This is a genomic window from Flexivirga endophytica (assembly GCF_014640635.1).
In the GTDB taxonomy this organism is placed as follows: Bacteria; Actinomycetota; Actinomycetes; order Actinomycetales; family Dermatophilaceae; genus Flexivirga; species Flexivirga endophytica.
The window spans coordinates 134,045-146,275 of sequence record NZ_BMHI01000003.1; the positions used below are offsets into that span (position 1 = coordinate 134,045).

At 66.7% G+C, this 12,231-nt stretch carries 9 protein-coding genes; all 9 read right to left on the reverse strand.

Annotated features, from left to right (window positions below):
• Window positions 1-14 precede the first annotated feature (14 nt).
• The gene (gene nuoN / locus IEX71_RS09240; protein WP_188836736.1) at window positions 15-1,559 is read right to left on the reverse strand and encodes an NADH-quinone oxidoreductase subunit NuoN; all 1,545 of its coding nucleotides are present in this window, start codon (window positions 1,557-1,559) and stop codon (window positions 15-17) included.
• A complete protein-coding gene (locus IEX71_RS09245) occupies window positions 1,556-3,232 on the reverse strand; it encodes an NADH-quinone oxidoreductase subunit M (protein WP_188836737.1) in 1,677 nt (558 codons plus the stop codon). The genes nuoN and IEX71_RS09245 overlap by 4 nt, the downstream gene beginning before the upstream one ends.
• On the reverse strand, window positions 3,232-5,127 hold the full coding sequence (gene nuoL / locus IEX71_RS09250; RefSeq protein ID WP_188837244.1) for an NADH-quinone oxidoreductase subunit L: 1,896 nt from the start codon (window positions 5,125-5,127) through the stop codon (window positions 3,232-3,234). The genes IEX71_RS09245 and nuoL overlap by 1 nt, the downstream gene beginning before the upstream one ends.
• A 20-nt stretch (window positions 5,128-5,147) precedes the next feature.
• Window positions 5,148-5,447, reverse strand: a complete 300-nt coding sequence (nuoK, locus tag IEX71_RS09255; protein ID WP_188836738.1) for an NADH-quinone oxidoreductase subunit NuoK — start codon at window positions 5,445-5,447, stop codon at window positions 5,148-5,150.
• 82 nt (window positions 5,448-5,529) lie between these two features.
• Complete coding sequence (locus IEX71_RS09260; RefSeq protein ID WP_188836739.1) at window positions 5,530-6,321, reverse strand: NADH-quinone oxidoreductase subunit J; 792 nt, start codon at window positions 6,319-6,321, stop codon at window positions 5,530-5,532.
• Complete coding sequence (gene nuoI, locus IEX71_RS09265) at window positions 6,318-6,953, reverse strand: NADH-quinone oxidoreductase subunit NuoI (RefSeq protein WP_188836740.1); 636 nt, start codon at window positions 6,951-6,953, stop codon at window positions 6,318-6,320. The genes IEX71_RS09260 and nuoI overlap by 4 nt, the downstream gene beginning before the upstream one ends.
• On the reverse strand, window positions 6,946-8,325 hold the full coding sequence (gene nuoH, locus IEX71_RS09270) for an NADH-quinone oxidoreductase subunit NuoH (protein ID WP_188836741.1): 1,380 nt from the start codon (window positions 8,323-8,325) through the stop codon (window positions 6,946-6,948). Before nuoH ends, nuoI begins: the two co-directional genes overlap by 8 nt.
• A gap of 97 nt (window positions 8,326-8,422) precedes the next feature.
• A complete protein-coding gene (locus IEX71_RS09275) occupies window positions 8,423-10,909 on the reverse strand; it encodes an NADH-quinone oxidoreductase subunit G (protein WP_188836742.1) in 2,487 nt (828 codons plus the stop codon).
• Window positions 10,906-12,231 (reverse strand): NADH-quinone oxidoreductase subunit NuoF, encoded by a 1,326-nt coding sequence (gene nuoF, locus IEX71_RS09280; protein WP_188836743.1) that lies wholly within the window; start codon window positions 12,229-12,231, stop codon window positions 10,906-10,908. Before nuoF ends, IEX71_RS09275 begins: the two co-directional genes overlap by 4 nt.

Consider the following 12,231-nt stretch of genomic DNA (forward strand, 5'->3'; position numbering starts at 1 on the left):
TCGTGGGGTGGCTTTCATCGCAGGAACAACGACGAGTGCTGCGCCAGGTTGAGCAGCGGCGCCGGGGCGACACCTAGCACCAGCGTGGCCAGCGCGCCGACGGTGACCGAGATGCCGGTCAGCGCCGACGGGAACAGCACGTGCGTGTCACCGGTCGGGTCGGAGAAGTACATCAGCACGATGATCCGGATGTAGACGAACGCGGTGACCGCGCTCATCAGCATCGCGATGACCACGAGCCAGGTCGCGCCGTGACCGACCGCACCGGAGAACAGCGCGAACTTCGCGGTGAAACCGGAGGTCAGCGGGATCCCGGCGAAGCCGAGCAGCAGGAAAGAGAACGTCGCGGCCAGGATCGGGCTGGTCTTGCCCAGGCCCGCCCACTGCGACAGGTGCGTCGCCTCGGAGCCGGCCGAGCGCACCAGCGGCACCATGCCGAACGCCGCCAGCGTGGTGAAGCTGTAGGCGACCAGGTAGAACATCGTGCCGGACAGGCCGGTCTTGTTCAGTGCCACGACGCCCACCAGCAGGAAGCCGGCGTGCGAGATGGAGCTGTAGGCCAGCAGCCGCTTCATGTCGGTCTGGGTGACCGCGAAGACGGCGCCGACGACCATGGTGAGGACGGCGACGATCGCGATGACTGGCTGCCAGTTCCAGCTCAGACCCTCCAGCGCGACGTAGAACAACCGCAGCATGGCGCCGAAGCCGGCGACCTTGACGGTGGTGGCCATGAAGCCGCTCACCGGGCTCGGTGCCCCCTGGTAGACGTCCGGTGTCCAGGTGTGGAACGGCACGGCGCCGATCTTGAAGAGCAGGCCGACCGCGACCAGCAGCATGCCCGGGATGAGGATGTCGTCCCGGCCGTTGACCTTGCCCACCGCGTCGGCGATCTCACCGAACTTGATGGACCCGGTGGCGCCGAAGACCAGTGCCGAGCCGAAGAGGAAGAACGCCGACGAGAACGCGCCGAGTAGGAAGTACTTCAGCGAAGCCTCCTGCGACAGCAGGCGCCGGCGCCGAGCCAGTCCGGTCAGGATGTAGAGCGGCAGCGACAGCACCTCGAGCGCGATGAACATGACCAGCAGGTCACCCGCGGCGACGAAGAGCATCATGCCGCCGACCGAGAAGAGCACCAGCGGGAAGACCTCGGTGCTCGTCGCACCCAGCCGCACCGCGTTGGTCTCCATCGGCGACCCGGGCACGGAGGCACCCGACTGGGTGAAGGCGTCCGCCGACCGGGTGTCGAAACGCTCGGCCATCAGCATCACGGCGAGGACCGACAGCACCAGGATGGTGCCCTGCAGCATCAGCGCGGGACCGTCGATCACGACCGCGTCGGCAGCGGTGATGCCCTTGTTGTTGCGCGAGATCAGCACCAGCGTCAGGAAGCTGGCCACGAGACCGGCGAAGGTGACGCCGAGCTGCGTCCAGTAGCGCATCGCGCGGGGCACGAAGGCCTCGACGAGGACACCCACCATGGCCGCGCCGAAGATGACGAGCATCGGCACGACAGCGGCATACGAGATGTGTGCCTGGGTGAAGGTGGCGGGCGAGGTCACTTGCTGCTCCCCTCGGTGGTGACACCGGCATGGGGAGCCGGGTCGTGGACATTGACGTGCTGCAGGGTGTCGCGGACGGCCGGCTTCAGCAGATCCAGTGCCGGCTTCGGGAAGAACCCGAGGAACAGCATGATCGCGATCAGCACACCCGCGACGGTCTTCTCCCGCACGTCCAGATCACGTATGGCGGACCCGCGCACCTTGGCCTCGGCCGGTATGTCGGCGATATCGGTGTCCGGCTCGTCGAACAGGGTCTTGGTGACCCCGGTCGACGGACGACCGCCCTGCCCGTTGACACCGGCCATCGCCAGCGTGCCGTCGGGAGCAGCCACGAGCTGCTGCTTCGGGCCGGTGAAGATGTTCTTGTACATCAGCAGGATGTAGAGCGCCGCGAGCACCACGGCTACGACCGAGATGCCGGCCGCGACCGGGTAGCGCTCGAAGGTGCCGATGAGAACCAGGAACTCCGAGATGAAGGAGTTCAGACCCGGCAACGACAACGCGGACAGTCCGGCGACCAGCGAGACACCGGCGAGCACCGGCGTCGTGCGCTGCCAGCCGCCGTAGTCGGTGATGTTCTTGCTCTTGCCACGCATGATCAGGAAACCGGCGAAGAGGAACAGCGCCGCGGTCGTGATGCCATGGTTGACCATGTAGAGCTGCGAGCCGATCACCGAGGTCTGGGTGACCGCGAAGATCCCCAGCACGATCAGGCCGAAGTGGCTCACCGACGTGTAGGCGATCAGCCGCATCATGTCGTTCTGGCCGATGGCCGCGATCGCGGCGTAGATGATCGAGATGACCGCCAGGATGATCACGACCGGCGTGGCCCACTTGCTGGCGTCCGGGAAGAGCTGCAGGCAGAACCGGATCATCCCGAAGGTGCCGACCTTGTCGAGCACACCGACCAGCAGCACCGCGACGGCCGGCTTGGCCTCCGACGCGGCATCCGGCAGCCAGGTGTGCACCGGCCACATCGGCGCCTTGATGGCGAACGCGATGAAGAAGCCGACGAACAGCAGGCGCTCCGTGCTCTCGGACATGTGCAGTCCGGTCAGCGAGTTGACCAGGAAGCCGTGGTCGCCACCGGGGCCCTGCTGGTAGAGCGCGATGACCGCGACCAGCATGATCAGTCCGCCGAACAGCGAGAACAGCAGGAACTTCACCGCGGCGTACTGCCGGCGGGGGCCGCCGAACATGCCGATCAGGAAGTAGACCGGGATCAGCATCGCCTCGAAGAAGACGTAGAAGAGGAAGACGTCGGTCGCGGCGAACACCCCGACCATGAAGGTCTCCAGCACCAGAAGCAACGCGAAGTAGCTCTGCTGTCGACGGCCGCCCTCGGGAATGTCGTTCCAGGCCGCGAGCAGCGAGATCGGCACCAGCACCAGGCTCATCAGGATGAGCGAGAGCGCCATACCGTCCACGCCGACGGCGTAGGAGACTCCGAACTGCGGGATCCACGAATGGGTCTCGGCCAGTTGGAACTGCGGATTGTCACCGCTGGTCTTGAACTGGGTCGCGGCGACGATGCCGACCACCAGGGTCAGCAACGAGAACGCCAGCGCGATCGGGCGCACGTTGCGGGTCGCGCCCTTGGGCAGCAGTGCGACGACCGCCGCACCCACCAGAGGTATGACGCCGAGCGTGGTCAGCCAGGGGAAGTCCGACATCACCGCACCACCCACACTGCGCCGAGGATTGCCGCGACGCCCAGGAGCATCGTCAGGGAGTAAGTACGCACGAATCCGTTCTGCATCTTCTTCAGTCGAGCGGAGCTGCCGCCGATGCCGGCCGCCGAACCGTTGCCCACGCCGTCGACGACCTTGTTGTCGAAGAAGACGAGTGCGCGGGTCAGGTGCAGACCTGGGCGCTGGATGGCGGCCTGGTTGAAGTCGTCCTGACCGAGGTCACGACGAGCGGCCTGAGTGAGCGGGGAGCCGACCGGTGGAGCGACCGGCACAGCATCGCGCCAGTACATCCGCCAGGCCATCGCGACGCCGATGACCATCAGCACGAACGTCGCGACCATCAGCGGGGCGGCGCCGAGGACGTGCTCGCCGCCCTCGTGCTTGCCGACGACCGGCTCCAGCCAGTCGGTGATGATGCCGGTCGGGCCGAGGATGAGGCCGAGGAAGGCGGAGCCGATGGCCAGCACCATCATCGGGATAGTCATCGTCAGCGGCGACTCGTGCGGGTGCACGTCCTCGGTCCACCGACGCTTGCCCATGAAGGTCATGAAGAACATCCGCGACATGTAGAACGCGGTGATGCCGGCCGCGATGAGCGCGGTCAGACCGAAGACCCACGGCTTCCAGCCGGAGCCCTCGAAGGCCGCCTCGATGATCTTGTCCTTGGACCAGAACCCGGACAGGCCAGGGAAGCCGATGATGGCCAGGAAGCCGAGGCCGAAGGTGACCCAGGTGATCCTCATGACGGTCCACAATCCACCGAACCGGCGCATGTTGACCTGGTCGTTCATACCGTGCATGACCGAGCCGGCGCCGAGGAACATCCCGGCCTTGAAGAAGCCGTGGGTGAGCAGGTGGAAGATCGCGAACGCGTAGCCCACCGGGCCGAGCCCGGCCGCCAGCACCATGTAGCCGATCTGCGACATGGTCGACGCGGCGAGCGCCTTCTTCAGGTCGTCCTTCGCACAACCGATCACCGCACCGGCGAAGAGCGTGATCGCACCGACGATGCAGACTGCGAGGCGGGCGTCCTCGGAGGCGTTGAAGATCACGTGGCTGCGGACGATCAGGTAGACACCGGCGGTCACCATCGTTGCCGCGTGGATCAGCGCGGACACCGGCGTCGGACCGGCCATCGCGTCACCCAGCCAGGACTGCAACGGGAACTGCGCGGACTTACCGCAGGCGGCCACCAGCAGTGCGAGGCCGATCGCAAGCATCGTGCCCTTGCCGGCGTGCTCGACACCGGCGTTGACGCCGGCGAAGTCGACCTTGCCGAATGCCCAGAACATCACGAACATCGCGATGAGCATGCCCATGTCACCGATGCGGTTGAGGAAGAACGCCTTGTTGGCCGCTGTCGCGTATGCCGGGTTCCAGTTCCAGAAGCCGATCAGCAGGTATGACGCCAGGCCGACGCCCTCCCAGCCGACGAACAGCAAGGTGTACGAGTCGGCGAGCACCAACAGCAACATGCTGGCGACGAAGAGGTTGAGGTAGGCGAAGAACCTGCGCTTGTCCGGGTCGTGCTCCATGTAACCCAAGGAGTAGACCGTGATCAGCGACCCCACGAAGGTGATCAGCATGACGAAGGTCAGCGACAGCTGGTCGTACTGGAGACCGGCGGACAGGTTGAACTTGCCCGTGGTGATCCAGTCGAAGAGGTGCTGGTGCATCCCCCGGTCCTCGGGCGACTTGCCACGCAGCTGCAGCAGGATCAGCAGACCGATGACGAACGAGGCCCAGGACAGCAGCGTCGCGAGATAGGGCCCGGCCTTGTCCAGCTTCTTCCCGCCGAGCAGCAGCAGCGCTGCGCCCAGCGCGGGCAGGCCGATCATCAGCCAGCCGATGGATGCCACACCTGTGGCGTCATGCATGGTCACGAATACTCCCTAACTCACAACTTCAGCAGGTTGGCGTCGTCGACCGACACGGACCTGCGGGCGCGGAAGATGGCCATGATGATCGCCAGGCCGACCACGACCTCAGCGGCGGCGACCACCATCACGAACAACGCGATGACCTGGCCGTCGAGCGAACCCTGCATCCGGGCGAACGTGACGAAGGCGAGGTTGGCGGCGTTGAGCATCAACTCGATGCCCATGAACACGATGATCGCGTTGCGACGCAGCAGCACGACAGCGCTGCCGATCGAGAACAGAACCACCGACAAGTAGATGTAAGAAGTCAGAGTCATCGGATGCCACCGCTTTCATCGACAGAGCGGGGTCCCCGCAAAGTATCGGAGCGAGGAACGAGCGGAGAACTTTGTGGGGTGCTCACTGTCGGTCACCGACTTCCTTGCTGGTGCTGTCTCCGGCTTCGCCCTCGATCTCGTGCGCGGCGGCGACATACCCACCCGGGGAACCGACCTGGCCGCGCGCCTTGAGCACGCGCTGCACCGAGTCCTCGGCGGGTGTGCCGTCCGGCAGCAGCGCCGGGACGTCAGCAGCGTTGTGCCGGGCGTAGACACCCGGCACCGGAAGACCCGCGACGAATTCGTTGCGGCGGACGCGGCCGCGCGACCAGTCGGCCTGCGACGCCTTCGGTCGCAACCGCTCCCGGTGCGCGAGCAGCATGGCGCCGATTGCAGCGGTGATCAGCAGGGCCGAGGTGACCTCGAACGCCCACACGTAGGGGCCGAAGATCAGGTTGGCGAGCCCGCTGACGTTGCCGGTGTCCTGGTTGACCTTGTCCAGGCCCTTCGCACCGCCGAAGCTGATCTTGCCGACGCTGACCAGCAGGCTGATCATCACCGCAAGTGCCAGCAGGATGCCTGCGACGCGCTGCCCCTTGATCGTCTCGATGAGCGAGTCGGACGAGTCGACACCGACCAGCATGACGACGAAGAGGAAGAGCATCATCACGGCGCCGGAGTAGACGAACACCTGGATGATGCCGAGGAACTCGGCCTGCTCGGCGATGTAGAACACGCCGAGCATGACCATGGTCAGCGCCATACCCATTGCTGCGTGGACCGCCTTGCGAGCGAACAGCAGCGCCAGCGCACCGATGACCGCGAGCGGAGCGCCGAAGAAGAACAGCGTTGCCTCCGCGCCTCCGAGCCTCATACCGTTTCCTCTTTCTGCGTCGACTCGGCGTTGTGCTCGGCGACCCAGTCCTGCTGGGCGCTCGTCGCGCCGGTGACCTTGCCCTTGTAGTAGTCCTTCTCGTCCATGCCTTCGACCATCGGGTGCGGGGCGGGCGTCATACCGGACTGCAGGGGTGCCAGCAGCTGGTCCTTGGTGAAGATCAGGTCCGCGCGGTTGTCGTCGGCCAGCTCGTACTCGTTGGTCATCGTGAGAGCCCGGGTCGGGCACGCCTCGATGCACAGCCCGCAGAAGATGCAGCGCAAGTAGTTGATCTGGTAGACGCTGCCGTATCGCTCACCGGGGGAGAACCGTTGGCCGGTGGCGTCGTCGTTGTCGGCGCCCTCGACCAGAATGGCGTCCGCCGGGCAGGCCCACGCGCACAGTTCGCAGCCGACGCACTTCTCCAGTCCGTCCGGGTGGCGGTTGAGCTGGTGCCGGCCGTGATAACGCAGCTGGGTCGGCCGCTTCTCCTCGGGGTACTCCTCGGTGGTGACCTTGCGGAACATCGTCGCGAAGGTCACGCCGAAACCGGCCACCGGAGCGAACAGCTCGGACAGGAATCCGGGCTGTCCCTCCGAAGCGTTCGATCCAGCAGTGTTGTTGTCAGCCACGAGTCTCCTCCTCCTCGGAATCGGTCTCGCCTGGTTGGTAGGCCGGGGGCGCGGTCAGCGCAGGCGCCGGTTCGCGCAGGGTCTGTCCCGGCAGTGGCGGCACCGGGTAACCCCCGGCGTAGGGGTCGATCTCGGTGGGCGTTTCGGGGATGGCCTTCTCCCGGGCGGCGGCCTTGTAGTCGTAGATCCATGCAGCGGCAAGCACCAGCAGCACGATGATCACGATGGTTATCAACGTGGACCGATGTATCCGGCCGCCAAGGACCATGGTCTTACCGAGGAAGCCCTCGTTGGAAGCGCGCAGGAAGGCGACCGCCACGACCCACACCAGGGTGGACGGGATGAGGACCTTCCAGCCCAAGCGCATGAACTGGTCGTACCGCACACGCGGCAGAGAACCACGCAACCAGACGAAGAAGAACATGAACAGCCACAGCTTGATGACGAACCACAACAGGCCCCACCAGCCGCCGTTGAACATGCCGCCACCGATCGCGGCGATCCCCGGAGGGGCCTGCCAACCGCCCAGGAACAGCGTGGTGGCCAGGCCGGAAACGGTGAACATGTTCACGTATTCGCCGAGGAAGAACATCGCGAACTTCAGTGAGGAGTACTCGGTGTGGAAACCACCGGTCAACTCGCCCTCGCCCTCGGCGAGGTCGAACGGCAGTCGGTTGGTCTCACCGACCATGGTGATGATGTAGACGCCGAAGGAGAAGAACGCCGGGATGGCGAACCACAGGTCGTTCTGGGCCAGCACGATCTGGCTGGTGGACATCGACCCGGCATACAAGAACACCGCGACCAGCGCCAGACCCATGGCGATCTCGTAGGAGATCACCTGCGCGCTCGAGCGCAGGCCACCCAGCAGCGGGTATGTCGAACCCGACGACCAGCCCGCCAGCACGATGCCATAGACGCCGACACCGGCGACCGCCAGCACCAGCAGCACGGCAACGGGCACGTCGGTCAGCTGCAGCGGCGTGTAGTGGCCGAACATCCACACGTTGCCGGACAACGGGATGATCGCGAACGACACGAACGCCATCGCACCGGCGATGATCGGCGCCAGGACGAACATCAGCTTGTCCGCCTTGCGCGGAGTGATGTCCTCCTTCAGCGCCAGCTTCACACCGTCGGCGAGGGTCTGCAGCAGGCCGAAGGGACCGGTGCGGTTGGGGCCGGGACGCTCCTGCATCCGGCCGATCACGCGGCGCTCGAACCAGATGACGAGCAACGTGTTGAGCAGCAGGAAGACGAACAGGAACAGCGCCTTGATCAGCGACAGCCACCACGGGGTGTCACTGAAGTCGGCAGCCGGGTTATCGGTGCTGGTCGCCAGCGCCGGGCCGGCGAGCGCCAACATACTCATGCCTCGTCTCCTAAGACGTCACGCAGCTTGGTCACGGCGGGGCCCCCGCGAAGTATTCGGAGGAGCGAAGCGGAGGAGAAACTTCGTGGGGTGGCGTTCACTGCGCACTCTCCTCGGTGGTGGACTGCTCGGCGGTCGCCTCGGCCGGTGCCTTGGCCAGCGCAACGATCGCGCCACCGTCGGCACCGAGAGTGGCACGCACGGCGCTGTCGGTCGAATTGGTCGGCAGCCACACGACGTAGTCGGGCATCTCGGTAATGACCACCGGCAGCGTGATCGCGCCGTGCTTGGTCGAAACCTCGAGCCGCTCACCCTCGCGCACACCGACACTCGCAGCGGTCGCCGCCGACAGTCGGGCGACGGACGCGAACGCGGTGCCGGCCAGGAACGGCTCGCCGTCCTGCAGCGCGCCCTTGTCGAGCAGATGGCTCCAGGTTGCCAGCACGGCCTCCCCGATCAGCGGACGCGGCACGCCACGAGACTTCACCCGAGGCGGGCTCGGACGCTCACCGGAGAACGCCCCCAGCTCGCGCATCTCGGCCTGCACCTGGGCGGTCGACCGGGTGCCGAGGAACTCGCCCAGCTCCGCGGCCAACAGGTCGAGTGCGCGGAAGTCCGGGATGTCGGTGCTCTCGATGGCCCGCTCGAAGGGCCGCACGCGACCCTCCCAGTTGACGTAGGAACCGGCCTTCTCCTGCTGCGCGGCCACCGGCAGGATGACGTCGGCGTATGGCGCGACGGGGCTCTCCCGCAACTCCAGCGAGACCACGAAGGCCTTCTCCAGACCGTCCTGCGCGGTGTGCTGGTCGGCCAGGTCGCGCGGATCGACGCCGCCGACGACCAGGCCGGCGAGGTCGCCGGACGCTGCGGCCGCCAGGATCGCGTCGGTGTCGCGGCCGGCCTGCTCCGGCAACTCGGCGGCACCCCATACGGTGCCGACCTGGGCCCGTGCTGCGGCGTCGCCCACCGGGCGGCCACCGGGCAGCAGGTTGCCGATCGCACCGGCCTCGAGCGCACCGCGCTCACCGGCGCGTCGCGGCACCCAGGCCACCCGCGCACCCTTGGCGCGGGCGAGGGCGAGGACGGACGACAACGCACCGGGCACGGTCGCCATACGCTCGCCGACCAGGATGACCGAGTCGGCACTAAGCTGCTCCGCGGTCTCCGCGAGGTCGCCGCTCGCGGCAGTGATTGCGTCGAGCACCTCGGCCTCGGTGCCGGGCGCTGCGGCGATGAGCGTGCCGCCCATCTTGGCCAGGCCGCGCGTGACGAACGGCGCGACCGACATGACCTTGACCTTGTTGTTGCGGTTGCCCTTGCGCAGCCGCAGGAAGATGATCGGCGACTCCTCCTCGGGCTCGATGCCGACCAGCAGCACCGACGGCGCCTTCTCCAGGTCGGTGAAGGTGACCGAATCACCATCGGGGTCGGTCGCCACGACCGAGCTCGCCAGGAAGTCGGCCTCCTCGGCGGACAACGGCCGGGAGCGGAAGTCGATGTCGTTGGTGTCGAGCACCAGTCGCGCGAATTTGCTGTAGGCGTAGGCGTCTTCGGCGCTGACGCGGCCGCCGGTGAGCACACCGACGCCGCCTGCAGCCTTTGCCTGCGCGAGACCCTTGGCGGCGATCTCCAGTGCCTCCGGCCAGGCGGCGACGCGCAGGTCGCCGTTCTCGTCGCGCACCAACGGTGTCTGCAGGCGGCTGCTGGTGGCGTACTTGAACGCCCAGCGACCCTTGTCGCAGTTCCACTCCTCGTTGACCGCCGGGTCGTCCAGCGCCATCCGGCGCAGCACGACACCGCGTCGGTGGTCGGTGCGGATCGAGCAGCCGCTGGCGCAGTGCTCACACACCGAGGGGGTCGACACCAGGTCGAACGGGCGGGACCGGAAGCGGTATGCCGCACCGGTCAGCGCGCCCACCGGGCAGATCTGCACGGTGTTGCCGGAGAAGTAGGACTCGAACGGCTTCTCCTCGTAGATGCCGACCTGCTGCAGTGCACCACGCTCGATGAGCGCGATGAACTGGTCACCGGCGATCTGGTCGGAGAAGCGGGTGCACCGCGCGCAGAGGATGCACCGGTCGCGGTCGAGCAGCACCTGCGACGAAATGTTGATCGGCTTTGGGTAGGTGCGCTTGACGTCCTCGAAGCGGCTCTTAGGCCGACCGTTGGACATCGCCTGGTTCTGCAGCGGGCACTCGCCACCCTTGTCGCAGACGGGGCAGTCCAGCGGGTGGTTGATGAGCAGGAACTCCATCTGACCGTGCTGTGCCTTGTCGGCCACGGCGGAGGTCACCTGCGTCTCGACCTTCATACCTTCGGCGACGGCCAGCGTGCAGGACGCCTGCGGCTTCGGCATACCGCGGCCGTTGCCGGCATCGGGCACCTCGACCAGGCACTGGCGGCAGGCGCCGACCGGGTCGAGCAACGGGTGATCGCAGAAGCGCGGGATCTGGACGCCGAGCTTCTCGGCCGCCCGGATCACCAGGGTGCCCTTGGGAACGCTGACCTCAGCCCCGTCGATGGTCAACGTGACCAGGTCTTCCGCCGGAGGTGCCTCCGGGGTCTTGTCGGTGATCGCGGTCATGCCGACACGGTCTCCTTCGAAGTCGCAACCGGGAAGAGTGCGGAGGCTTCCGGCGGGAAGGCCTCCCACCACGGCGTGTGGGTGCCCAGCTCGAACTCCTCGCGGAAGTGCTGGATGCCGGACGTGACCGGTGACGTCGCCGCGTCACCGAGGGCGCAGAACGAGCGGCCGAAGATGTTGTCGCAGACGTCCAGCAGGGTCTCGATGTCCTCCGCCGTGCCCTCCCCGTGCTCGAGACGGGTCATGATCTGCTTCATCCAGTAGGTGCCCTCACGGCACGGCGTGCACTTGCCGCACGACTCGTGGGCGTAAAAGTCGGTCCACCGCGCGACGGCGTGCACCACCGACACGGTGTCGTCGAAGATCTGCAGCGCGCGGGTGCCGAGCATCGAGCCGGCCGCCGCGACCGAGTCGAAGTCCAACGGCACGTCGAGCTCCGCGGCGGTGAAGATCGGCGTCGACGAGCCACCCGGTGTCCAGAACTTCAGCTCGTGCCCCTCGCGCACGCCGCCGGCCATGTCGAGCAGTTCACGCAGCGTGATGCCGAGCGGGGCTTCGTACTGGCCCGGACGTGTCACGTGACCGGACAGGCTGAAGATGCCGTAGCCCTTGGACTTCTCGGTGCCCATGCCGGAGAACCAGTCGGCGCCGTTGGCGATGATGCTCGGAACGGACGCGACCGACTCGACGTTGTTGACCACGGTGGGTCGGGCGTAGAGACCCTCGACCGCCGGGAACGGCGGCTTCAGGCGCGGTTGGCCGCGACGGCCCTCCAGGGAGTCCAGCAGTGCGGTCTCTTCACCGCACTCGTAGGCGCCCGCACCCGCGTGCACCGTGACGTCCAGGTCGAAGCCGGTGCCACCGATGTCCTTGCCGAGCAGGCCGGCGTCATACGCCTCCTGCACGGCGTTCATGAGCCGGCGGTAGACGTGCACGACCTCGCCGCGCAGGTAGATGAACGCATGGTTGCAGCCGATGGCGAACGACGTGATGGCCACGCCCTCCAGGAGGATGTGCGGTGTCGCCATCATCAGCGGGATGTCCTTGCAGGTGCCCGGCTCGGACTCGTCGGCGTTGACGACGAGGTAGCGGGGACCACCGTCCGGCTCAGGCAGGAAGGACCACTTCAGGCCGGTCGGGAAGCCGGCGCCGCCACGACCGCGCAGTCCGGAGTTCTTGACCTCGTCGATCAGCGCTGCCGGGTCGGTGTGCAGCGCCTTGTCGAGCGCCTGGTAACCCCCGTCGCGCTGGTAGGTCTCCAGCGTCCAACTGCGCGGGTCGTCCCAGTGCTTGGTGAGCACCGGGGTCAGTGTGGTTGCCAT